Source organism: Streptomyces harbinensis (assembly GCF_900116145.1).
Classification (GTDB): Bacteria; Actinomycetota; Actinomycetes; order Streptomycetales; family Streptomycetaceae; genus Streptomyces; species Streptomyces carpaticus.
This window is the reverse complement of the sequence record NZ_FPAB01000011.1, coordinates 85,708-108,464: the sequence shown is the minus strand read 5'-3', so window position 1 is coordinate 108,464 and position 22,757 is coordinate 85,708. Positions and strand designations below refer to the sequence as shown.

The 22,757-nt window shown below is 73.0% G+C and carries 21 protein-coding genes; 8 read left to right on the top strand and 13 right to left on the bottom strand.

The features are described from left to right. Positions 1 to 36 precede the first annotated feature (36 nt). From icmA to murJ, 6 genes are all read right to left on the bottom strand, one after another. Complete coding sequence (icmA, locus tag BM385_RS23955) at positions 37 to 1,734, bottom strand: coenzyme B12-dependent isobutyryl-CoA mutase large subunit (protein WP_093844334.1); 1,698 nt, start codon at positions 1,732 to 1,734, stop codon at positions 37 to 39. Between the two features lie 79 nt (positions 1,735 to 1,813). Beyond that, entirely contained in the window at positions 1,814 to 2,176 is a 363-nt protein-coding gene (locus tag BM385_RS23950; RefSeq protein ID WP_051131155.1) for a DUF3817 domain-containing protein, read from the bottom strand. 44 nt (positions 2,177 to 2,220) lie between these two features. After that, positions 2,221 to 2,730 (bottom strand): MarR family winged helix-turn-helix transcriptional regulator, encoded by a 510-nt coding sequence (locus BM385_RS23945; RefSeq protein ID WP_019434371.1) that lies wholly within the window; start codon positions 2,728 to 2,730, stop codon positions 2,221 to 2,223. Positions 2,731 to 2,772: 42 nt separating this feature from the next. After that, positions 2,773 to 3,657 carry a hypothetical protein gene (locus BM385_RS23940; RefSeq protein ID WP_093844333.1) on the bottom strand — a complete coding sequence of 295 codons (885 nt, stop codon included), beginning with the start codon at positions 3,655 to 3,657 and terminating at the stop codon, positions 2,773 to 2,775. Then, positions 3,654 to 4,232 carry a SigE family RNA polymerase sigma factor gene (locus BM385_RS23935; protein WP_093844332.1) on the bottom strand — a complete coding sequence of 193 codons (579 nt, stop codon included), beginning with the start codon at positions 4,230 to 4,232 and terminating at the stop codon, positions 3,654 to 3,656. Before BM385_RS23935 ends, BM385_RS23940 begins: the two co-directional genes overlap by 4 nt. A gap of 46 nt (positions 4,233 to 4,278) precedes the next feature. Continuing rightward, positions 4,279 to 5,991: a murein biosynthesis integral membrane protein MurJ gene (gene murJ, locus BM385_RS23930; protein WP_093844331.1), complete on the bottom strand. Its 1,713-nt coding sequence runs from the start codon at positions 5,989 to 5,991 to the stop codon at positions 4,279 to 4,281. 173 nt (positions 5,992 to 6,164) lie between these two features. Here murJ and BM385_RS23925 point away from each other — a divergent pair, with 173 nt between their 5' ends. Further along, positions 6,165 to 7,394, top strand: a complete 1,230-nt coding sequence (locus BM385_RS23925; RefSeq protein WP_093844330.1) for a lipid II:glycine glycyltransferase FemX — start codon at positions 6,165 to 6,167, stop codon at positions 7,392 to 7,394. 57 nt (positions 7,395 to 7,451) lie between these two features. On the opposite strand, the gene BM385_RS23920 is transcribed toward BM385_RS23925, so the two are convergent. After that, on the bottom strand, positions 7,452 to 7,796 hold the full coding sequence (locus BM385_RS23920; RefSeq protein WP_093844329.1) for a DUF3817 domain-containing protein: 345 nt from the start codon (positions 7,794 to 7,796) through the stop codon (positions 7,452 to 7,454). A 78-nt stretch (positions 7,797 to 7,874) separates the two neighbouring features. Here BM385_RS23920 and BM385_RS23915 point away from each other — a divergent pair, with 78 nt between their 5' ends. Continuing rightward, a complete protein-coding gene (locus BM385_RS23915; protein ID WP_019434376.1) occupies positions 7,875 to 8,354 on the top strand; it encodes a MarR family winged helix-turn-helix transcriptional regulator in 480 nt (159 codons plus the stop codon). A gap of 63 nt (positions 8,355 to 8,417) precedes the next feature. Here the strand turns inward: BM385_RS23915 and BM385_RS23910 are convergent, their stop codons facing one another. After that, a complete protein-coding gene (locus BM385_RS23910) occupies positions 8,418 to 9,920 on the bottom strand; it encodes a sensor histidine kinase (protein ID WP_093844328.1) in 1,503 nt (500 codons plus the stop codon). After that, positions 9,913 to 10,587 (bottom strand): response regulator transcription factor, encoded by a 675-nt coding sequence (locus BM385_RS23905; RefSeq protein ID WP_019434378.1) that lies wholly within the window; start codon positions 10,585 to 10,587, stop codon positions 9,913 to 9,915. The genes BM385_RS23910 and BM385_RS23905 overlap by 8 nt, the downstream gene beginning before the upstream one ends. 124 nt (positions 10,588 to 10,711) lie before the next feature. On the opposite strand from BM385_RS23905, the gene BM385_RS23900 reads away from it, so the two are divergent. Then, positions 10,712 to 11,404, top strand: a complete 693-nt coding sequence (locus tag BM385_RS23900) for a PepSY domain-containing protein (RefSeq protein WP_093844327.1) — start codon at positions 10,712 to 10,714, stop codon at positions 11,402 to 11,404. 68 nt (positions 11,405 to 11,472) lie between these two features. On the opposite strand, the gene BM385_RS23895 is transcribed toward BM385_RS23900, so the two are convergent. Further along, positions 11,473 to 12,381: a nitroreductase/quinone reductase family protein gene (locus tag BM385_RS23895; protein ID WP_093844326.1), complete on the bottom strand. Its 909-nt coding sequence runs from the start codon at positions 12,379 to 12,381 to the stop codon at positions 11,473 to 11,475. A gap of 439 nt (positions 12,382 to 12,820) precedes the next feature. Here BM385_RS23895 and BM385_RS28065 point away from each other — a divergent pair, with 439 nt between their 5' ends. The 3 genes from BM385_RS28065 to BM385_RS23885 all read left to right on the top strand — a co-directional run bounded on the left by BM385_RS28065 (position 12,821) and on the right by BM385_RS23885 (position 18,557). Next, a complete protein-coding gene (locus BM385_RS28065; RefSeq protein WP_246337998.1) occupies positions 12,821 to 12,994 on the top strand; it encodes a hypothetical protein in 174 nt (57 codons plus the stop codon). 9 nt (positions 12,995 to 13,003) lie between these two features. Continuing rightward, complete coding sequence (locus BM385_RS28060) at positions 13,004 to 13,549, top strand: hypothetical protein (RefSeq protein WP_254791721.1); 546 nt, start codon at positions 13,004 to 13,006, stop codon at positions 13,547 to 13,549. 547 nt (positions 13,550 to 14,096) lie between these two features. Next, positions 14,097 to 18,557 carry an nSTAND1 domain-containing NTPase gene (locus tag BM385_RS23885; protein WP_093844325.1) on the top strand — a complete coding sequence of 1,487 codons (4,461 nt, stop codon included), beginning with the start codon at positions 14,097 to 14,099 and terminating at the stop codon, positions 18,555 to 18,557. Between the two features lie 67 nt (positions 18,558 to 18,624). Here BM385_RS23885 and BM385_RS23880 read toward each other — a convergent pair whose 3' ends face one another. After that, a complete protein-coding gene (locus tag BM385_RS23880) occupies positions 18,625 to 19,239 on the bottom strand; it encodes a TetR/AcrR family transcriptional regulator (RefSeq protein WP_093844324.1) in 615 nt (204 codons plus the stop codon). 81 nt (positions 19,240 to 19,320) lie between these two features. Between BM385_RS23880 and BM385_RS23875 the strand changes: the two genes are divergently transcribed. After that, on the top strand, positions 19,321 to 19,734 hold the full coding sequence (locus BM385_RS23875; protein WP_019434384.1) for a VOC family protein: 414 nt from the start codon (positions 19,321 to 19,323) through the stop codon (positions 19,732 to 19,734). Here BM385_RS23875 and BM385_RS23870 read toward each other — a convergent pair. Then, positions 19,727 to 20,209 carry a DUF1801 domain-containing protein gene (locus BM385_RS23870; protein WP_019434385.1) on the bottom strand — a complete coding sequence of 161 codons (483 nt, stop codon included), beginning with the start codon at positions 20,207 to 20,209 and terminating at the stop codon, positions 19,727 to 19,729. The genes BM385_RS23875 and BM385_RS23870 overlap by 8 nt on opposite strands. Positions 20,210 to 20,404: 195 nt before the next feature. On the opposite strand from BM385_RS23870, the gene BM385_RS23865 reads away from it, so the two are divergent. Beyond that, positions 20,405 to 21,262 carry a maleylpyruvate isomerase family mycothiol-dependent enzyme gene (locus BM385_RS23865; RefSeq protein ID WP_093844323.1) on the top strand — a complete coding sequence of 286 codons (858 nt, stop codon included), beginning with the start codon at positions 20,405 to 20,407 and terminating at the stop codon, positions 21,260 to 21,262. A 590-nt stretch (positions 21,263 to 21,852) separates the two neighbouring features. Here the strand turns inward: BM385_RS23865 and BM385_RS23860 are convergent. Next, positions 21,853 to 22,617: a GNAT family N-acetyltransferase gene (locus tag BM385_RS23860; protein ID WP_093844322.1), complete on the bottom strand. Its 765-nt coding sequence runs from the start codon at positions 22,615 to 22,617 to the stop codon at positions 21,853 to 21,855. Positions 22,618 to 22,757 lie beyond the last annotated feature (140 nt).

The window sequence follows — 22,757 nt, the reverse complement described above, 5'->3', positions numbered from 1 at the left end:
GGGCCGGCAGAGGGGGCCGGGCCGGCGGGTGGCCGTTCAGAAGCCGGGCGGCTCGGTGTAGACGCCCCACTCGTCCTTGAGGGCGCCGCAGATCTCGCCCAGGGTGGCCTCGGCGCGTACGGCGTCCAGCATCGGCTCGATCATGTTGCCGTCGGTACGCGCCACCCGCACCAGCTCGGCCAGGGCCGCCCGGACGGCCGTGTCGTCGCGGGCGGCGCGCCGGGCCGCCAGGGCGCGTACCTGCTCGTGCTCCACCTCGTGGCTGACCCGCAGGATCTCCAGCTCGCCGGTGACCGAGCCGGTGTGGCAGTTGACGCCGACGATCCGCTTGTCGTTCTTCTCCAGGGCGCGCTGGTACTGGAAGGCGGCCTCGGCAATGTGCCCGGTGAACCAGCCGTCCTCGATGCCGCGTAGCAACCCGGAGGTCATCGGCCCGATCGGGTGCTCGGCGCGCCCGGCGCCCAGCTCCCTGATCTGCTCGAAGATCTTCTCGGCGTCCGCCTCGATCCGGTCGGTGAGCTGCTCCACGTACCAGGAACCGCCCAGCGGGTCGGCGACGTTGGTGATGCCGGTCTCCTCCATGAGCACCTGCTGGGTGCGCAGCGCGATCTCGGCGGCGCGCTCGCTGGGCAGCGCAAGGGTCTCGTCCAGGGCGTTGGTGTGCAGGGAGTTGGTGCCGCCGAGCACGGCGGACAGCGCCTCGACGGCGGTGCGCACCACGTTGTTGTACGGCTGCTGGGCGGTGAGCGAGACGCCGGCGGTCTGGGTGTGGAAGCGCAGCCACAGCGCCTTCTCGCTGGTGGCGCCGTAGACCTCGCGCATCCAGCGGGCCCAGATGCGGCGGGCGGCGCGGAACTTGGCGATCTCCTCGAAGAAGTCGAGGTGGGCGTCGAAGAAGAAGGAGAGGCCGGGGGCGAAGGTGTTGATGTCCAGGCCCCGGGACAGGCCCAGCTCGACGTAGCCGAAGCCGTCGGCGAGGGTGTACGCCAGCTCCTGCGCCGCCGTGGCCCCGGCCTCGCGGATGTGGTAGCCGGAGACCGACAGCGGCTTGTAGGCGGGGATGGTGCGGGTGCAGTGCTCCATCAGGTCGCCGATGAGCCGCAGATGCGGCTCGGGCTGGAACAGCCACTCCTTCTGGGCGATGTACTCCTTGAAGATGTCGGTCTGGAGGGTGCCGTTGAGGACGGCCGGGTCCACGCCCTGGCGTTCGGCGGCCACGATGTACATGCAGAAGATCGGGATCGCCGGGCCGCTGATCGTCATGGAGGTGGTGACCTCGCCGAGCGGGATGCCCCGGAAGAGGATGTCCATGTCGGCGGCGGAGTCGATGGCCACCCCGCAGTGGCCGACCTCGCCCAGCGAGCGCGGGTCGCCGGAGTCGCGGCCCATCAGGGTGGGCATGTCGAACGCGACCGAGAGCCCGCCGCCGCCGGCGGCCAGGATCATGCGGTAGCGCTCGTTGGTCTGCTCGGCGTTGCCGAAGCCGGCGAACTGGCGGATGGTCCAGGTACGGCCCCGGTAGCCGGTGGGGTGCAGGCCGCGGGTGTAGGGGTACTCACCGGGCCAGCCGATCCGCTCGAAGCCGGTGTAGGTGTCACCCGGACGGGGGCCGTAGACGGGGTCGACGGGGTCACCGGAGAGGGTGGTGAAGTCGGCGTCACGCTTGCGGGCCGCGTCGTACCGGTCCTGCCAGCGACGGCGGCCCGCGGCGATGGCATCGGCGTTGGTACCCATGAGCCCAATTTACTTGGACGTCCTACTAAATGTCGAGCGACATGCGCCGGTGCGCGGGGGTCACCGCACCGGCGCGGGGTCAGACCTTGCTGAGGGAGCCGGCCGCGCCCTGCGCGCCCTCGCCGTCCTCGTCGTCACCGGCGATCAGCGGCTTCACCTCGGCCACCACCTTGGGCTCCACGAAGAACGCGGCGAACGGGATGCTCCCGGACACCAGGATCCACAGCAGCTTCCCGAACGGCCAGCGGGCCTTCTGGCCCAGATCGAAGGCGAAGACCAGGTACACCATGTACAGCAGGCCGTGGGCCTGGGAGACCACGAAGGTGAGATCCTCACCCTTGCCGAATCCGTACTTGAAGACCATGCAGGTGCTCAGCACCAGCAGCATCACAGCGGTGACATAAGCCATGACCCGGTAGCGGGTCAGCACGCTCTGCTTCATGCGGCGCAGCCTATCGGGTCATACCGGACGGCCCGGAGGCGGGCTCACTCCCCCGCGAAGTCCCCGGACGCCACCCGCAGCGGGCGCAGCATCGCGAAGATCTCCGCGCACTCCTCGGCGTCGTAGGCGCCCAGGCCGAAGTCCATCGCCATCAGGTCCCGGGTGGCCGCGTCGCACACCTCGCGCCCCTTGTCGGTGATGGAGGCGAGGGTGCCGCGGCCGTCGTTCGGGTTGGGGCGCTTGGTGACCAGCCCGGAGCGCACCAGCCGGTCGATGGTGTTGGTGACCGAGGTCGGGTGCACCATCAGGCGCTCACCGATCTTGGACATCGGCAGCTCACCGGCCTTGCTGAAGGTGAGCAGGACCAGGGCCTCGTAACGGGCGAAGGTCAGACCGTACGGCTTGACGACGGCGTCGACCTCGGCGAGCAGGATCTGCTGGGCGCGCATGATCGAGGTGATCGCGGTCATGGCGGGCGCGGACCCCCATCGCCGCTTCCACAGCTCATCGGCGCGGGCGATGGGGTCGAACGGCAGGCTGAGCGGCTTCGGCACAGCAAAACCCTACCCGCTGGTCACATCCGGCGCGGCAGCGTCTCAGTCCTCGGCCGGACAGGTCCAGTCCTCCTCGGCGAAGGCGACCCCGTCGGCCACCAGCACCGCGAGGCAGTCGTGCGGGGTCGCCTCGCCGTCCAGCGGCGGGCCCGGCACGCCGCCCGGTGTCCGGTCCGCGTCGTCCATCCGCTGATCGGTCGGGGAACCCACCGAGAGCAGGGTGCGCAGCACCGCCACCCGCTCGCCGCGCCAGGCGACGACGAGGGCCGCCTCGTACACCCCGTCCGCCTCCAGGACCTGCTGGTACAGCACGACATCGGTCCCGTCCACCAGGGGCACCGGAGCGGGCACGGAAGCGCCGGAGGGGAACAGCGTGCAGTACTCGCGGTTCCCCTGGAGCCGGGTGAACGCCTCCGCGGCCCGCGCCTCGTCCGCGAACTCCATCACCTCGTAGGAGGACCAGGCGCCGCCCAGTTCCTCGGTGTAGAAGGTGGACGCGCCGTTCTCGGCGCCCAGCTGCTCGCCGGTCAGCGGCCAGCCGCAGTCCCGGTGCATGGTCAAGGTCATCAGCCGGTTCTCCGCCGCATCGGCCGGCGCCGCGGGCCTCCACTCCCAGCCGCGCCAGACACCGGGCAGCGCGGCCGGGGGCAGCGCGGGCAGCGGCGTCGCCGAGGGCGCGGTGTCCGGCGGGGACGGGTCGGCGGCGGCCGGGGGTACGGGCTCGCCGCCCGGCCGGGGCGCCAGCGCCCAGCCGCCCAGGCCGAGGGCGGCGACCAGGCCGACGGACAGGGTCACGGCGGCGGTGCGCCGCCGTGCTCTGCGGCGCTCGCCGCGCCGCCGGACCTCGGCCGGCCCGGCCGGGGCCACGCCGGGTTCGAGGTGCTGGCGCAGGGCCCGGAGCTCTGCGCCGAGGCCGTCGTCGCTCATGCGGACGGGAGTCCCTTCCGGTTCCGGTGGGTGGGGGTACGGCGCCGGGGCCCGGCCGGGGCGGCCGGGTCCGGCGCGGGGCCGTCCAGACGGACGGCGAGTGCTTTGCGGGCGCGGCTGAGCCGGGTCCTGATGGCGGTCTCGGTGGCGCCCAGTTCGCGGGCCACCTGTGCCACGGGCAGATCGAGCAGATGGTGCAGCACGATCGCCTTGCGCTGATCGGCGGGCAGCGCCCGCACCGCCTCGATCAGCGCCACCCGGTCCGGGGCGAGCGCCGGTACGTCCGGCGGCGGGCCGTGCCGGAACTGGGCCCGCAGCCGGTTGCGGGCCTTGCGCCAGGTGCTGACGGCCAGCCGCAGCGCGACGGTACGGATCCAGGGCGCCGGGTCGCCCTCGGCGCACAGCCTGTCCCAGCGCAGCCAGGCCCGCGCGTAGGCCTCCTGGACCGCGTCCTCGGCGTCGGCGAGGTTGCCGGTCACCGCGAACACGGCGGAGATCAGCCGCGTGGCCGAGGCCGCGTAGTAGGTGTCGAACGACTCCCGCGCCTCCCGCTCCCGCTCCTGGCGCGCGCTCACCGGCGCCCTCCGGAGCGGATGGCCGGCGGTGCCGGGGGCCGGAACGTCACGACGCCCGCCGCCGGGAGCCGCCGCGCCGGGTCATGCCGCGCACCCGGGCCGTCAGCGCGGCCACCTCCGTGATCCGCAGCGGGCGGGCCAGCAGCAGCACCGACGCGCCGAGCAGCACTCCGCCGCCCAGCAGCCCCGCCGCGTCCGCCGGCAGCCCCGGACCCAGCAGGTCCGCGCTCAGCCGCGCGAAGCCCCACGCCGCCGCCGCGCCCGGGGCGGCGGCCAGCAGCAGCCGGAGCTGGGTGCCCGCCGTGCCGGGCCAGCGGCCGATGCGGCGGGAGAGCACCCGGACCGTGCACAGCAGCCCCACCGTGCAGGCCAGCGCGTACCCGGCCGCCATGCCCGCCACCGCCCAGCGGGACGGCAGCCACAGATAGGAGGCGATGGCCGCGCCAGCGTTGATCGCCGCGATCACCACGTTCAGAAAGAAAGGGGTACGGGTGTCACTGAGGGCGTAGAAGCCGCGGGCCAGCAGATACTGCGCGGCGAAGGCCGGCAGCCCCGGTGCGAACGCGATCAGGATCCAGGCCAGCGCGCGCACGTCCCCCTCGGTGGTCTGCCCGTGCCCGAACACCACGCCCATCAGCTGCGGCGCCAGCGCCACGAACCCCAGCACCGCCGGGATGATCATCACCGCGTTGCCGCGCAGCCCGCGCGCGATGTCGCGGCCGACCGCCGCCAGGTCGCCGTCCGCCGCCTTGGCGCTCATCCGCGGCAGCATGGCGGTCACCAGCGAGACGGTGATGATGCCCTGCGGCACCACCCACAGCAGATACGCGTTGGTGTACGCGGTGAAACCGACGCCCTCCGCGACGCCCTCGGCCGCCGCCGCGACCCCGGCGGAGGTGGACAGCCGGGTGACCACCCAGTACGCGGCCTGGTTGACCAGCACCAGCAGCACCGTCCAGATCGCCGCCCGGAACGGGGTGCCGAGCCCGGAGCCGCGCCAGTCGAAGCGCGGACGCCACCGGAACCCGGCCGCGCGCAGCGCGGGCAGCAGGGCCAGCACCTGGACGGCGATCCCGGCGGTGGAGCCGAGCCCCAGCAGCATCGCCTGGCCGTCGGTGATCCCGCCCGCCTCGGTGACCTGGCCGGCGATCGCGATGTACAGGCCGAAGACGCCGATCACCACGAGGTTGTTGAGCACCGGCGACCAGGTCATCGCCCCGAACCGGCCGCGCGCCGTCAGCACCTGCCCGAGCAGCGTGAACAGCCCGTAGCAGAGCACCTGCGGCAGGCAGTAGCGGGCGAGCGCCACCGTCAGATCGCGCTGCGCGCCGGTGAAGCCGGGGGCGTACGCCGTCACGAGCCAGGGCGCGGCGAGCACGGCGGCGGCGGTCAGGAACAGCAGCGCCAGCACACAGGCGGTGAGCAGCCGGTCGGTGTAGGCGGCGCCGCCGTCCTCGTGCTCCTTGGCGGCCCGCACCAGTTGCGGTACGAACACCGCGTTCAGGGCGCCGCCGATGAGCAGGAAGTAGAGGATGTTGGGCACCGTGTTGGCGACGTTGAACGCGTCGCCGAGCAGGGTGGTGCCCAGCGCCGCGACGACGATGGCGCTGCGGACGAACCCGGTGGCCCGGGAGACCAGCGACCCCCCGGCGGAGATCGCGCTGTCCCGCGCCAGCGAACTCTTCGGCCGCGGCGGCGGCGCCTTCCGCGCGGCCTCGTCCGCCGCGTTCCCCCTGGTTGCTGCTGCTTCGACGGTCACGGTGACCGGTCCCCCTCCGCCTGGTGTGCGCAGCTCAGGATTGTGCCCGACGGCGGGCGCGCGCGTCGCCTCGTACCCCTGTCGGAAAAATCTCTGTCACCTCGCCCCCGTCCCGGACGTGACACCGGATGAACGGGCGGAGCGCAGCCGCGCGCCCCGCCATCCGGAAGGGAATGACCATGGCGATCACCACCGCGACGCCCCGTCCGGCGGCGCCGGCGGGCACCGCCGCCGCGCTGCGGGTACGGCCGCTGCCCGCCGCCGACCACCTGGCGTTTCTGCGCGGCCGGCGTGCCCTGACCGACGCCGGGCACGGGGGCCAGGTGAGCTTTCTGCAGACCCCGGCCTGGGCGCGGGTGAAGGACGGCTGGACGGCGGAGAGCCTGGGCTGGTTCGACGAGCTGGAGCGGCTGGTGGGCGCCGCCCTGGTGCTGCACCGGGAGGCGCCGGGGGTGCGCCGTACGTTCGCGTATCTGCCGGAGGGCCCGGTCATCGACTGGTCCTCGCCCCGGCTGGCCGGGTGGCTGGAGCCGCTGCTGGCGCATCTGGAGACGGGCGGGGCGTTCGCGGTGCGGATGGGGCCGCCGCTGGCGTACCGCCGGTGGTCCGCCCGTACCCTCAAGGACGCCACCGGGCCCGGGCGTTCGGTGCACGAGGTGCTGCCGGACCGGGTGGAGCCGGTCGGGGCGGTGGTCGCCGACCGGCTGCGGGCGGCCGGCTGGAGCCGCTGCGACCCCGAGCCGGGCGGCGGGGGCGGCGGCGGGGACGCGCAGCCGCGGCTGGTCTTCGAGATCCCGCTGGCCGGCCGCGATCTGGACCAGGTGTGGAGCGGCCTGAACCAGGAGTGGCGGCGCAACATCAAGAAGGCGGCGCGGGCGGGCGTGGTCACCGAGGTGTCGGGGCCGTGGGATCTGCCGGCCTTCCACCGGCTGCTGGGGATCACCGAGCGCCGCGACGGCTTCCGGCTCGGCCGGTCACTGGAGTACTACGAGCGGCAGTACGCGGTGCTGAACGAGGAGCAGCCCGAGGGCGGCATGCGGCTGTACACGGCGCGGTACCACGGGGAGGTGCTGGCCGCCCACACCCTGCTGCGCTCGGCGGACGGGGCACGCCTGTGGTACCAGTCGGGGGCCTCGGCCGACCATCTGCGGCACGTGCGGCCCAGCAACGCGCTCCAGTGGCAGATGATCCGCGACGCGCATCTGCTGGGGGCCTCGGCGTACGACATGCGCGGGATACCGGCGACCCTGGACCCGGACGTACGGGCGTTCGGGCTGCTGCGCTGGAAGCTGGGCACGGGCGGGGAGGCGGTGGAGATGCTGGGTGAGTGGGAGCGACCGCTGCCGGGTGCGGTCAACCGGTCGCTCCACAAGGCGATGCGCGGCTACCTGGCCCGGCGCTGACGCGTGCCGGTCCCGGGGCGCCGGGCGGAGTCCTTCGAACGGGGGAAATCGGGCCCGTCAGGCGTTGACGACGCCCTCGCGGCGGGCGCGCAGCGCGATCAGCGAGTCCTCCTCGACGCGGCGCAGGCTGCGCTCGGCGAAGAACCCGCCCAGCGGGATCACCGACATCAGGAAGTAGTAGGCGGCGGTCTTCAGCGGCCACTTCGCGCGGTTCCAGGCATCCGCCCAGAACAGGACGTAAGCGACAAAGAGCGCACCGTGCACCGCGCCCATGACGGGCACGGCGTTGAAGTCGGTGGTCCGCTTGAGAACGGAGCACACGAGGAGCACCAGGAAGGAGATCGCCTCTGGGGCGGACACCAGCCGGAGCCGTCGCAGGGCGGAGACGGTCTTGAGGTCCATGCGTGCGATTCTCGCAGCCGCCCTGACGATCATTCCGGGCGGGGGCGGGGTCGGGACGCGCGGCTATTGTTCGGGATTATGGACACCGATACCGGCACCCGCTGGCTGTCCGAGGTGGAACAGCGCGTGTGGCGCACCCACCTGGACGTCAGCAAGCTGCTCATGTACCAGCTGGAACGGGACCTCCAGCCGTTCGGCCTGACCATGAACGACTACGAGATCCTGGTCAATCTCTCCGAGTCCGACGAACGCCGGATGCGCATGAGCGATCTCGCGGCGGCCACGCTCCAGTCCAAGAGCCGGCTCTCGCACCAGATCACCCGCATGGAGAGAGCCGGGCTGGTCCGCAGAGAACACTGCGACTCCGACAAACGCGGCCTGTTCGCCGTGCTGACCGACCACGGCTGGGAGACCATGCGGCAGGTCGCCCCGCACCACGTGGCCTCGGTACGGCGGCACTTCGTCGATCTGCTGCCGGCCGATTCCCTGGACGGGCTGTACGAGGCGCTGGCTCCCGTCGCGCGGCACCTGCACGGCGAGCGCGGCGGGCGGGCCTGACCGGGACCGGGACCGGGACCGGCCGCGAACCTTCGCGCGGGCCCGCCCGCACCGCTCCTCCCCTTACGTGTCCCCCTCCTCCCGGCCCACCGGGAGGACCAGCCGGAACAGGGCGCCGCCCTCGGGGGCGTCCTGCACGGTGAGCGTGCCGTGGTGGCGCAGCGCCACGTCGCGGGCGATGGCGAGCCCGAGCCCGGCGCCGCCCGCGTCCCGGCTGCGCGCGTCGTCGAGCCGCACGAAGCGCTCGAAGATCCGCTCCCGCTGATCCTCCGGCACCCCCGTTCCGTCGTCCGCCACCTCCAGGACGGCCCGCCCGTCCTCGGTGCGGAGGGATACCCGTACCCTCTCCGCCGCATGCCGTAGGGCGTTGTCGCACAGATTGCCGACCACCCGGGCCAGCTGGCCCTTCGAGCCCGCCACCGTGACCTCGGCCAGCTCGGTGCTCACCGCGAGCCGCGCGCCGGACACCAGCGGCTCCCGGGCGGCCAGTTCCTCCCGCACCAGCGCCGCCAGGTCCACCCGCCGCCCGGCCACCGGCTGTTCGCCCGCGTCCAGCCGGGCCAGCAGCAGCAGGTCCGCCGCCAGTTCCTGGAGCCGTACCGTGTCGTGCACCGCGCCCGGCAGGTCCAGCAGGTCCGGGTGCGCCTGCCCCACCTCCAGCTGGGTGCGCAGCGAGGCGATCGGGCTGCGCAGCTCGTGCGAGGCGTCCGCGACGAACCGCCGCTGCCGCTCCACCGAGGACTCCAGCGCCGCGAGCGTCTCGTTGGTGGTGATCGCCAGCCGCCCCACCTCGTCACGCGTCGCGGGCTCCGGCACCCGGCGGGAGAGATCCGTGGAGTGGGTGATCGCCGCCATCTCCTGCCGGATGCCCTCCACCGGACGCAGCGCGCGCCGGGTCACCAGCCAGGTGACGCCGGCGACCACGACGAGCAGCACCGGGATGCCGATGAGCATGGAGGTGCGGACGCTGTCCACGGCGGCCTGTTCGACCTCCAGCGGCGCGCCGGCGAACACCACCGTCTCCACCCCGGCCGGGGTGGTCACCTCCACGACGGCGAACCGGTACGCGCCGGACGCACCCGCCACGGTCGCCTCGCCGGTGACGAAGTCGATGTCCTCGTCCACCTGGCCGGGGCCGAGGCGGCGCGCGTCGTCGTCATCGTCATCGTCGTCATCGTCATCGTCGTCGTCATCGTCGTCGTCGTCGGGGTCGCGCTGGAGGTCGCCGGGCCGGCCGGGGTCGGTGGGCGCGGGGTCGGGCAGCCGTACCGCGTCGCTCTCCGTCCCGCTGATCGCCTCCAGCGCGGGGCTGACGGCCAGCAGCCGGTCGTCGTCGGCGTCCAGCACCTGCACCGGGCCGCTGCTGCCGTCCAGGTCGAGATCCCCGAACTCCGTCCCGGTGGCCAGCTGCCCCGCCACGTCCCGGGCGGTGACCTCGGCTCGCAGGTCCACCTGCTCGGTCAGCTGCGAGCGCAGCGCCACCAGCATGAGCAGCGCGGCGGCGATCAGCGCCACCGCCACCACCACGGTGGCCCCGGCCGACGCCTTCGCCCGGACGCTAGCCACGGGGGTCCGCCAGCAGCCGGTACCCGGCTCCGCGCACGGTGTGGATCAGGCCGGGGCCCAGTTTGCGGCGCAGGGCGCTGATGTACACCTCGACGATGTTGGGGTCGCCGTCGTAGGCGAAGTCCCAGCCGTGTTCCAGGATCTGCGCCTTGGAGACCACCTCGCCGGCCCGGGAGGCCAGGTGCTCCAGCACGGTGAACTCCTTGGCGGTCAGCGACACCTCCGCGCCGCCCCGGCTCACCTGGCGCTTGACCCGGTCCACCACCAGATCGCCCACCCGCAGCGCGGGCGCGCCGCCGCCGGTGCTGCCGCGCCGCCGCAGCAGGGCGCGGACCCGGGCAACCAGCACCACGTACGAGAACGGCTTGGTGAGGTAGTCGTCCGCCCCGGTGTCCAGGCCCTCCGCCTCGTCGTACTCGCCGTCCTTGGCGGTGAGCATGAGGATCGGCGTCTCGTCGCCCGCGGCGCGCAGCGCGGCGCAGACCCGGTAGCCGTTCATGCCGGGGAGCATGATGTCGAGAATGATCAGGTCGTAGTCGCCCTCGGTCGCCCGGTGCAGTCCGTCGGTTCCCGTGTGCACGACATCGACGGCGAAGCCCTCGGCCGTCAGGCCCTGGGCGAGAGAGCGGGCCAGCCGCGTCTCGTCCTCCACAATCAGCAGGCGCATGGGGAACAGCTTCGCAAATCGTTCCTGAAGAAGACTTCAGGTGTCTTCAGGCTGCCTTCAGCAAGGGTGCGCGAAGGTACGGAACGTCAGCGCGACACACGACGAAGACATCGGGGAGTCCCTCATGAAGCGCAACACCCTCATCGCCATCGCCGCCGCCGGCGCCGTCATCGCGGGCGGCACGATCGGCGGAGTGGCCCTGGCCTCCGGCTCGGGCGGCGGGGAGCAGGAGCTGCGGGGAACGGAGCAGGCCGCGGCGGCGGTGGACATCTCGGACCGGGACGACGACGGCCGGGACGACGACCGGGACGACCGGGACGACGACGCGGAGCGGGAGCAGGAGCAGGGTCGGGACCAGAGCCAGGACGCCGGCCAGGGCCAGGACGGGGACAGCCGGTACAGCCGGGTCACCGCGCTGGCGCTGAGCGAGGCGCCCGGGTTCGTCACCGACCTGGAGCGGGACCACCGGGACAACGGCACGGTGGTGTGGGAGGTGGACATCTTCGGCACCGACGGCCAGTGGTACGACGTGGAGATCAACGAGGACGGCACCGAGGTGCTGCGCAGCCACCTCGACAACGACGACGACGATGACGACGACGACCGCCAGGTCATCCCCAGCTCGGGCATCGACATCGTGGAGGCGATCCTGATCGCCGAGCAGCACACCGGCGCCGCGTTCAAGGACGCCGACCTGGACGACGACGGCCGGCACTGGGAGATCGAGCTGCGCGGCGACGGCTACGAGCACGAGGTGAAGGTCGCCGTGGCGACGGGCGAGGTCACCGCGTACGAGAAGGAGAACGACGACGACTGACCGGCCGGGGCCGGTGAACCGGGGCGGGGCGGCGGAACGCGGGTTCCGCCGCCCCGCCCCCGCGCGTGCTACCGGGCGAGCGGCGGGAACGGCATCCGGGCCAGCACCGGCAGCAGCACCGTCTCCTCGTGGTCGAGGTGGGCGGTCAGCTCGTCCGTCATCCGGTCGAGCTCGGCCAGGAACCGGTCCGGGTCGGCGTCGCGGACGCCGCCGAGCAGGCCGAGCAGTTCGCCCTTGATCCGGTTCACGGTGACGTGTTCCTCCCGCATCCGGTCGATGGCCGCGCGCAGCCCGGGGTGGTGCTGTTCCAGCATCGGGAACATCCCCGCGTCCTCGCTGGTGTGGTGGAACTCCAGCGACTCGCAGAAGGCCAGGCAGTGCTGGCGGATCCGGAGCCCGAGCCCGGGAACGGACCGGTCGACGCGGTCGGCGCGGTCCTCACGATCGGCGCGGTCGGCGAAGTACGCGGCGGCCTCGGCCCGTACCGCCCGCAGCTGGGCGCGCAGCCAGGCGTGGATCTCCAGCAGCTTGGCGCCGAAGTCGGCGATCGCCTCCGGCAGGTCGGCGGCGTCGGGCCCGGAGCGCTCCAGGACGACGACCGGGATGGTCCGGGAGGTCCGCTCCTGGTAGTCGGCGTATCCGGGGGCCACCCGGACGACCTCGGCGAACAGCCGGTCACGCCGCTCGCCCTCGGCGGGCACGGCGATCGCGTGGTACTCGTCGGTGCCGACCTCCACCCGCACCATCGGGTGCGCGAGCAGGTTGTGATACCAGGCGGGGTGCCGGTCGGCGCCGCCGGCGGAGCCGACGACCAGCAGCCGGCCGTCGTGGCGGACGTAGCCGAGCGGGGTGGTGTGTTCCTTCCCCGACCGGGCGCCGGTGGTGGTGAGCAGCAGCAGAGCGCCGCCCTCGAAGGGGCCGCCGACCTTGCCGCCGCGTGCCCGGAACTCCTCGATGACGGACTGGTTGAAGGACATGGGTGTGGTGTGTCTCCAGAAAGGGCGCGCACCAGGGCGCGTGCAGATGTCCGCGCCGCCCGCGTCGGGGCAGCGCGGCAGGGCGAAGTGGCGCGTCGGAGCGCGCGACAGAAAAGGGGAAGGAACTGCGCGTGGGGAGGGAAACCGGCACCCGGTCACAGCCGGGGCGGGTTCAGCCGCTCGCTACGCTCAGTCGGTCCAGGGCGCGGAGTGAGAACTCATGGCGGAAGCCCTTCTACTACGGTGCTCGCCCGGCTGCCGGCCTGCCCACTGCTCTCCGGCCGGCGCCACGTGGCACGCCCGCCATTACAAACAGGCCGCTCACCCGCTGTCAAGCGGCCCCAGGAGCATGCTCACCGGGAGGCGCCAGGGCGCTCCGAACGGGACGTCCGCGAGCACCACCCGACAGAAAGGGCGGCACCCGACCACCGTTCCGGCAATGGGCGGCACAGCACATGCCAATCCATCCGCACAACCGGAAGAGCCATGGCTTCCGGAGCTGACCGGTTCGCGCGAGTTGCCATCCGAACCGATGGCCATCGGCACCATCCAGAAACCGGACGGCAACGAGACAGACATCGCCGGGATCAGATTTCGTCAAGGACACGACTAAAATGACGTCATGGCGCCCCATCGCGTGGCGACGCTGGCGGCGGCCGTCCTGGTCGCTGCCAGCGGCTGCACAGGCTCCGTCAGCGAGAACGGCCCTCTGTCGGCAGGAGGCGAGGCCGCCTCCGTCTGCGGTCCGGGTGAAGGCGAAGCCATATTCTCCATGGGCCACGACTGGTTGGTGAACGAAGCGGATGCCCCCGTGACCATCACAGGCGGGGAGCTGATCGGTGCCGAAGACATGGAACTGATCGAGGCGGTCATACTTCCACCGCCCGTAGATCCCTCCACGACGACCTTGATCGGCCTCGTTGACGAGTACCCACCCGCCGAATACACGGAGACGTCCGACGGCGGCTCGTACTGGAGCCTGCGGGAAGACATCGGGAAGGCCGTCATCGAGGGTCACCAGGCTTCCAACCTCCTCATCGGCATCAAAGCCACCGGACATGCCTCCATGGAGGGCGCGGCCATCTCCTATCAGCACCAGGGGAAGTCCTACCGCATGGAAACGACGACGCGTTTCCATGTGAGGCCGCAATGCGGTGGTGCGGACTGACCCTGGGAGCCGCATCACCAGGAGCAGCCGGTCGAGCACGGCCGGACCGTCCATCAGCATGATCCGCTGGATCTCCGGGCCGGCTGCCGCCAGGAACTCGCGGCAGCCGGCCACCAACTGACCCACAGGTCCGGGTGCCGCCCGGCCGGCGCCGCCACCGCACGCCGACCTTCTGCTGCGCCACCCGGAACAGTTCCTCCTTGCCGCAGAAGTGGTGGCACAACGAGCCCTTGGTCACCCCGGCAGCCCGCACGATCGCCGACAGGCCGACGACCGCACAGCCACCTGGCGAACGGTTCCCTGCCGGTACACACACCGTCACCAACAGGCCGTTCACCCGCTGTCAAGCGGCCCCGTCCGGTCCGGTGCGCGGGCCGTCCGCGTGCAGATGTGATGGAGGATCGGCCGTTTCGCGTACCGATCGAGCGCGTCGGGCATATCCGTGAAGGGTGAAGAAAGAGGGGGATTGTCATATGACGGCATGTACGTTATCGGGGTCCGGTGAAGGCACCGCACCCACGCCCGCCCGCGCCCGACCCGTACGGCGGTGACCGCGTACGAGCCCGCGCCGCTGGCCGGCGGCATCCTGCGGGTGCTGCGTCCCGACGGCGCCGTGGCCGGTGCCGCGTTCCTGGTGACCGACCGGCTCGCCGTCACCTGCGCGCACGTCCTCGATACGGGCGCGGGGACGGGTCCCGGCAGCCGGGTCATGGTGGATGTCGGGGCCGTCCACGGCCCCGGCCCCTTCCCGGCGACCGTGCGCGACTGGCACCCCGGGACGGACGTGGCCGTGCTGGAGGTGGCCGCGCCGCTGCCCGGGACCCGGCCGGTGCCGCTGGTGGAGACCGGCGACCGGCTGTGGGGACACCGGGCCAGGACGCTCGGCTTTCCGCGCGGGCACCACCAGGGGGTATGGCACGCCGCCGTGCTGCGGCAGCAACAGGGCAACGGCTGGCTCCAGTTCGAGCAGGCCGCCGACGGCCGCTACCCGGTGCGCCGGGGATTCAGCGGGGCGCCGGTGTGGGACGACGAACTCGCCGCCGTCGTCGGCATGGTAGTCGCCGCCGACCTCGGCAACCCGGTGGCGTTCCTCATCCCCACCGACCGCCTGGTGGCCGCCGCCCCGTCCCTGCGGGAGGTGGTGGGCCTGCCGTCCCCGTTCCCCGGTCTGGGGGCGTACCAGGAGCACGACAGCCAGGCGTTCTTCGGCCGCGACCGGGAGACCGAACGGATCACCCGGCTGGTGCTCGGCCATCCGCTGGTGACGGTGCTGGGCGCCTCCGGCTGCGGCAAGTCCTCGGTGGTACGGGCCGGGGTGGTGCCCCGGCTGCGCGCGGAGGGCCTGGCCACCTGCGTGGTGCCGCGCACCCGCGATCTGCTGGGGGCGCTGGCGGCCGGCCTGTCCTCGCTGATCCGCCCCGGGCTGCACGGGCACGCCCAGCGCACCGAGATCCGCTCGACCCGGCGCGAGCTGGCCGAGGGCCGGCTGCCCGAACTGATCGACCAGATCCGCACCACCCTGGGGGTGGACGGGCTGGTGATCGTGGTGGACCAGCTGGAGGAGCTGCTGACCCGCCAGGAGGCGACGGCCACCCTGGGGCTGCTGTTCGGCCCCGAACCGCCGGAGGGGCTGCGGATCCTGACCACGCTGCGGGTGGACTTCCTGCCGCAGGTCGAGGAACAGCCGCTGCTGCGGCGCGCCGTGCAGGGCGCCACGTTCGTGCTGCCGCAGATGACCGGGGAACAGATCCGCGAGGTGGTGACCGGACCGGTCGGGCGGGTGCCGGCCGTCGCGTACCAGGACGGGCTCGTGGACCGGATCGTCGCCGACGTGGGGAACGCGGCCGGGGTACTGCCGCTGCTGGCGTTCACCCTCGACCAGCTGTGGCGCGAGCAGCGGGCCGGGCTGCTGACCCAGGAGGCGTACGCGCGGCTGGGCGGGGTGCACGGAGCGCTGGCCCAGCGGGCGGAACACACCTGGCGGCGGTACACGGCGACGGCCGGCGAGGGCGTACCGGAGGACCCCGGCGGGGATGCGGAGGAGGACGCCGCCCGGCAGCTGCGGCGGCTGCTGACCCGGCTGATCCGGCTGCCACCCGGCACCCGTACCCCCATCCGCCGCACCGTCCGCCGCACCGAACTGCCCGACGGCGAATGGGAGGCGGCGCGCGCCCTCGCCGACCAGCGGCTGCTGGTGATCGCGCCGCCCGCCACCGAGGAGGACGTGCGGTACGGCGAGAGCGTCGAGCTGGCGCACGAGGCGCTGATCAGCGTCTGGCCGAGGCTGCGCCACTGGGCGGAGGAGGACCGGGACTTCCTCGCCTGGTACGAACGGCTGCGCCAGGACCGGCTGCGCTGGGAGACGGCCGGCGCCCCCGACGACCTCCTGCCGGGCGCCACCGCCCTGGAGGCCGCGCGACCGTGGCTGGCCGGGCGGCGCGAGGACATCGACACGGCGGACGCGGACTTCCTGGACCGGGGACGGGGCAGGCTGCGCCGGCAACGGCGGGTACGGAACGGGGTGGTCACCGGGCTCACCACGGCCCTGGTGATCGCCGTCGTCGCCGGAGCGCTGTTCGCCTATCAGACGCGGGTCAGCGCCGTGCGCCAGCAGGAGTCGGACTCCCGCGCGCTGGCGGCGGAATCGGCCGCCGTGCTGGGCACCGATCCCCCGCTGGCCGCGCTCTACGCGCTGGCCGCCCACGAGCGGGCACCGACCGGCGAGGCACAGGACGCGCTGTTGCAGACCTACATCGCCTACGGCTTCACGGAGGTGATGATGTCCGGCGCCCGGGGCGGCGTACAGCGGCTCGCCACCAGCGACGACGGGCGGGTGATCCTGGTCAGCGGCCGGGAGGGGCAGGTCACGCTGTTCGTCCGGGACGGGAACGGGCAGCTGTACCGCGAACGGCTGCCGTTCGGGGACGACTACGCCATCTACCCCTTCGTGTCGCCCGACGGCGGGCGGGTGGGATGGGTGACCCTGTCCGGCGCCCTCGTCTGGCACGAACTGAGCCGCCCCGGGGAGCCGGGGACGGAGGGCGCCCTGCGGCTGGAGGAGGGCCGGACGATCGCCGGGCAGAAGTTCGCGATGGACGAGAGCGGGCTGAGCCGCGACCAGCGGTCGGTCGCCGTCTCGCGGGACGGCGACCGGGTCGTGGTGGCGTCCGCCTACGACAACACCCTGCACTGGTGGGACCTGGACGCGGGCGTCGCGCGACCGCCCGTCACGCTTCCGGAGCCGTACTGGTCGGAGCAGGTGTGGTTCAGCCGGACCCCGGACCGGGTGCTGGTGGAGACGGCCGACGACCTGCTGAACATCGACCTCCGGTCGGGAGAGCTCCTCGGCATCGTCGCCGAGGACATCACCAGCGCCGCCGTCTCGGGCGACGGGGAAACCGTCGCCGTCTGCGACCCCGACAACACCCTGCATGTGGCCCGGTCCGGTGTGGAGACACAGACCGTCGTCCCGGAGACCTGCTACGGGGGAGCACCGGCGCTCGACCCGGCCGGCCGCTATGTCTCGGACGGCTCCGTGACCCCCGTCGTCTACGCGCTGTCCGGTGACGGCGAAGCCACCCGGCTCCCGCAGACCCCGGGCAACGCCCTGACCGAGGACTTCGGACACCTCAAGCACCCCGGCCTCCTGCGCGACGGCGACCGCTACTTCTTCCTCGTCGCCACCGACGAAACGGTCGCCCTGCTGGAGCAGTCGGTGGTGAACGAGCCCGTTCATGGGGCGATGAGGCTCCTCGGGGACGGGGAGGTGATGCTCTCCTACAGCGACCGGTCGACCGACGACGCGTCCCCCGGCGAGGGTGGATCCGCCCTGCTGCTGTACGACATCGGCGCGTCCGGGCAGGAGTACGAGGAGCTGGCACGCGTCGAACGGCGGGGGGCCACACACGTGCCGGAGCTGTTCGACGTCGTGGCCGTCGACCGGGAGGACACCCTGATGGCCGACCTCATGACCGAGGAGGGTCATATCGTCATCCGGGACACGGCCACGCTCCAAGAGGTCACGGAACTCCAGGTGACCGCGCCGCCGGACGACCCCCACCCCAACTCGCTCCCCGGGGTGGACATGTTCTTCCAGGACGACCGGCTGATCACCCGCTCGGGCACCGTGGTCGAGCGGTGGGACGTGGCCACCGGGGAGCGGATCGACCGGGTCGACCTCGCGGATCTCGGAGTGCTCAGCGACGACCCGCTGCACGCCGGGCAGTTACGCGTCGCCAACCACCCCTCCGAGGGCCACATCTCCGTCACCAACGGCGGCCCGGAGGTGCGGGTGGTGGAGCTGGCCGCCGGGCGGGAGGTGCCGGAACGGCGCATCGACACCGGCGCCCGTATCAACGTGGCGATCTTCCACAACCCGCACAACGAGCGGCACCTGATGGTCGTGCGGCCCGGGACGGCCTGGGAACAGTGGGAAGTCCCGGCGCCGGGGAGCGACGACCCGCCGCGCCGGCTCTCCGGGCCCACCGAGGTGTGCCCCGGCTGCGCCCACAACCCCGCGATCTCGCCGTCCGTGCGTCCGGACGGCCGCTTCCAGCTGGCCGCCGCCGACCGGGTCGGCATCTACGAGCCCGATTCCGCCATCCCGGTCGAGCACTGGGACGTGGGGCGGGGCGGAGATTTCCTGGCCACCTCCACCTCCGGCGACACCCTGTTGTACGGCCCGTGGGAGGCGACGTCCTCGGCCTGGTCGGCCAGGGGCACGGTGACGGTCGTCCGGCTCGACGACACCGACACCTGGCGGGCGGAGGCGTGCCGCGTGAGCGGCTGGCTCACCCGCACCGACGCCGAGGAGATCCAGCGGGTGACGGACACCCCGGTGGCGGAGCTGTGCGATTCGCCGCCGGCCGGGGAGGGGGACGCGGACGGCGGGGACGGCGAGAACGGCGAGAACGGCGAGAACGGCGAGAACGAACGATCGCCCGGGGCGCCGGTCACCCCGGCGACGGTGCCGCGCGAGTTCCAGCGGGGCGAGTCCGCCGGGGTGTGACCGGGGGGCGGGCGGCGCCGAGGCCGGGCCGCGCCAGTCCGCCCGCCGCGCGGACCGCCGTCCACCCCTACCGCCCCACCCCGCCCCCGGCGTCGCGCATCGCCAGCAGCAGCCGGTCGAGCGCGGCCTGGGTGTCGGCGAGGTCACCGGGCCCGGCGGCGGGCGAGGCCAGCCACAGGGCCGCCTCGTTCATCGCACCCGACAGCAGGTGGACGAGCGGGGCGACGGGCTGCGCGGGAAGAACGCCCGCATCGACGAGCGTGGTCAGCGCGTCCCGGAGGTGGCGGGCGGAGGCCGCCGCGTCCATCGCCCGCCACTCGCTCCAGCCGAGCACGGCCGGGCCGTCCACCAGCATGATCCGCTGGATCTCCGGCGCGGTGGACGCCGCCAGGAACTCGCGGCAGCCGGCCACCAGCTGGTCCCACGGGTCCGGGTGCCGCCCGGCCGTTGCCGCCACCCGCGCGCCGACCTCCTGCTGCACCTCCTCCAGCACCACCCGGAACAGTTCTTCCTTGCCGGAGAAGTGGTGGTACAGCGCGCCCTTGGTCACCCCGGCGGCCCGCACGATCGCCGACAGGCCCACGGCGGCGTAGCCGGACCCGGCGAACAGTTCCCTGCCGGTGCGCACCAGGGTGAGCCGGGTGCGCTCGCGCTGCTGGGCCCGGATGCCGTGCTCTGCCATCGTCGCCGCTCCTCGTTTGACGTACCAGCGGTATGCGAACTAGGTTTCTCGCATACCGATGGTACGTGAAAGGGCGGAACCATGGATCTGACCAGCTGTTACCCCGTGATCTGCACCGAACGACTCGCCGCGTCACGCGACTTCTACACCCGGCTGCTCGGCTTCGAGATCACCTTCGAGGCCGACTGGTACCTCAGCCTGCGCCGCCCCGGCGATCCCCCGTACGAACTCGCGCTCCTCGACCACACCCACCCGACCCTGCCCGCCGCCTACCGCACCCCGGTCCGTGGCCTGCTCCTCAACTTCGAGGTCACGGACGTGGACGCCGAGTGGGACCGCCTCGTCACCCGCGCCGGGCTCACCCCGGAACTGACCCTGCGGAACGAGGACTTCGGCCAGCGACATTTCATCGTGGCCGACCCGAACGGCGTGCTGATCGACGTCATCACGCCCATCGCCCCCACGGCGGAGTTCGCCGGCCAGTACGTCAGCTGACGGCCTGCCGGATCAGCTCCCGCAGCGTGGTCTCGGCGGCCTCGGTCAGCTCGGACAGGGCGTACGACGTGGGCCACAGGCCGCTCGGATCATCCAGGTTCGCGGTCTCGTTGAACCCGAACACCGAGTACCGGGTCTTGTCCATCAGCCCACTGCGGAAGAAGCACACCACCTTCCCGTCCCGGGCGTACGCGGGCTGCCCGTACCAGAGCTTCGGCGCCAGCTCCGGCGCGGTCTCCGTGACCAGGGCGTGCACCCGCTCGGCCAGTTGCCGGTCCGGCTCCGGCATCTTCGCGATCTTGGCGAGCAGGTCTTTCTCCTCTGCGGCGGCCTTGGCCGCACCGCGCCCCCGGCGTCCCGCCGCCTTCAGTTCGGCGGCGCGCTCCTTCATGGCGGCGCGCTCCTGCTCGGAGAAGCCGTCCGGCGTGGACGCATCCTTCGCGTTCTTCGTGCTCTTGGGATCCTTCGGCACCACGTGCTCCTTCTGTTCCGTGAGATCCGGGTCGCCTCGACGGTAGCCACGCCGGACGGTCCCGGGCTTCTCGAAACCTGACCGGTACGAGCCCGGGCCGGGCGCGGTCGCAGGTGCTGCGCGCCCGGCCCGGCCCGGCGCGCAGCACCTGCGGGATATTCCGTGGCAGCCCCGCACCCCGGCCAGCATCCTGGGGCCATGATGTCCCGCCCCGGACCCGTACCCGAGATCTCCCGGCTCGGCGCGCCGATCGACGCCCGGCCGCTGTTCGCCGCCGAACACGCCGCGCTGATCGCCACCCTGCGCGGCCTGCGGCCGGACGACTGGCGCGCCGAGGCGGTCCCGGGCTGGTCGGTACGCGACCTGGCCGCGCATCTCCTCGGCGACTGCTACGGACGGCTCGCCCGTGACCGCGACGGCCACCGGGACGGTCCGGCCCCCGCGCCCGGAGAGACGCTGGAGGCGTTCATCCACCGGGCGAACCAGGAGTGGGTCGACGCCTGCGCCCGGCTGAGCCCGGCCACTCTCACCGACACGCTGGACCTGATCGGCGGACAGGTGGCCGGCCTCTTCCGGACCGCCGATCTCGCCGCACCCGCGCTCGGCGTCTCCTGGGCCGGGGTCGATCCGGCACCGATGTGGCTGGACAGCGCCCGCGAGTTCACCGAGCTGTGGACCCACCGCCAGCAGATCCGGCACGCCGTGGGGCAGGAAACCGACCCCGATCCACACGTCCTCGCGGTGGTACTCGACACCTTCCTGCGCGCCCTGCCCCACACCCTCCGGCACACCCGCGCCCCGGAAGGGACGCAGCTCCGGATGAGCGTCGACGGCCCGGCCGGCGGCGCCTGGACCGCGACCGCCCTCGCGGACGGCTGGACACTGGCCGAACCCGCCGCCGGGGCGCCCGTCACCCGGATCGCGCTGGACGCGGACACCGCGTGGCGGCTGTGCACCCGGGGCATCACCCCGGCCACCGCCCTGGCCCGGGCCCGCGTCGAGGGCGACCGGAACCTGGCAGAAGCGGCCTGCCGGATCGTGTCGATCATCCACTGACTCCGGGACGGCGGAGCCCACCCGGCGCGTACGGGACCTACGGGAACCGCATCGCCCGGACCGGGCGCTGGGCGCCGGACCACGCGTGAACACCTTCCCCGCCTCCGGGACATCCCCCGGACCAGCAGTGGACAGCGTCCGGGCCGCCCTCGCCGCCGCTTCGGTGCCGAGGCAGGCCGCGTCGCCGCCGGGCCGGCTGAACACGGGCCGGAACGCGCGCGGGCGGACTCACCGCCCTCGGCCGCACCCGGCGGTCGGGCAGCGACCGAGCCCCCGTCGATCGCGGGCAGCAGGGCGGCGCGACGACTCACCCGAGTCCGACACGGCGCTGAGAACCGGTCCGCGTGGCCCGCCTCGCGCCGGCCGGCCGCCCGGGTACGACACCAGGTGCGGCGGGCTCGGCACACCGCCCAGCGAGGCCCCAACCGCCGAAGCCGGGCACGAACACGACGCCGTGGTTCCGGGCTCGGGCTCGGGCTCGGGGCTACGACACGCTCGCGAGCCGCCGCGCGGCCACCGGCGAGCGGCTGCTCCCGCCCCGGCCCGGCCCGGCCGGGAAGGGCGGACGGCCGGCCCGTGGATCCGGCCGTTCACGGAGCGATGGCGTGTTCGGTGAACCGACCGCAGGGGCGGAACCCCAGGCGGCGGTAGACGGGCTCGCCATCGGCCGATGCCTGGAGCACGGCGACGCGGTGATCCCGGTCGCGGGCCGTGCGGAGAGCAGCGAGGGTGATGGCGCCGCCGTAGCCGCGCCGGCGGTGGGCGGCCAGGGTGGAGATGTTGTAGATACCGGCGACCCCGGCGTGGTGGAACACCTCGGCGGTACAGACCGGACGGTTCTCCACATAGCCGACCAGGTACCGGGCCGGGCAGGACGCGGCCAGCGCCTGCGGGGCGGCCCGGGCGAAGAAGCTGCGGACGGTTTCGGCGGGCGGGTCCCAGTTCGCGGCCAGAACCGTGGCGTAGTCGGCGAGTTGGCCGGAGGTGGTCGCCTGCCGGATGTCCAGGCCGGGGACGGCGGGCGATGGCAGGGTGTCGTCCAGTTCGGCCCACATCGCCGTCTCACGCTCGGACGCGGGCAGCCCGGCCGCCGCCAGGCGGTCGGTGAGGTCCGGCGGTGTCGAGGCGGGCCCCACCCACCAGGAGAAACGGCGGCCGGTACCGGACAGAGCCCGTACCGTCTCGGTGATACGTGCCGTCACGGCGGCGGCGGAAAAGCGGGCCGCCGCAACGATGTTGAACGTGTCGTCGTCCAGACCGCTGTCCGCGATCAGGAGGTCACCGGCCTCCACGACGGTCGCACCGGCCGTACTCCGGTGCAGGTGACAAGCGTGTTCCGCCAGGTTCCGTTCCATCCGGTCCGCCAGATCGGCCGCATCGGGAAAATGATCACTCATGGTGGTTGATCCCAGCATGCTCGGGCGAGGATCGCTTGGCATTTCCGAGCCGCACAACCCTCCCTCACGGAGCCGGCACCATCCCCAAGCCGGGGGTT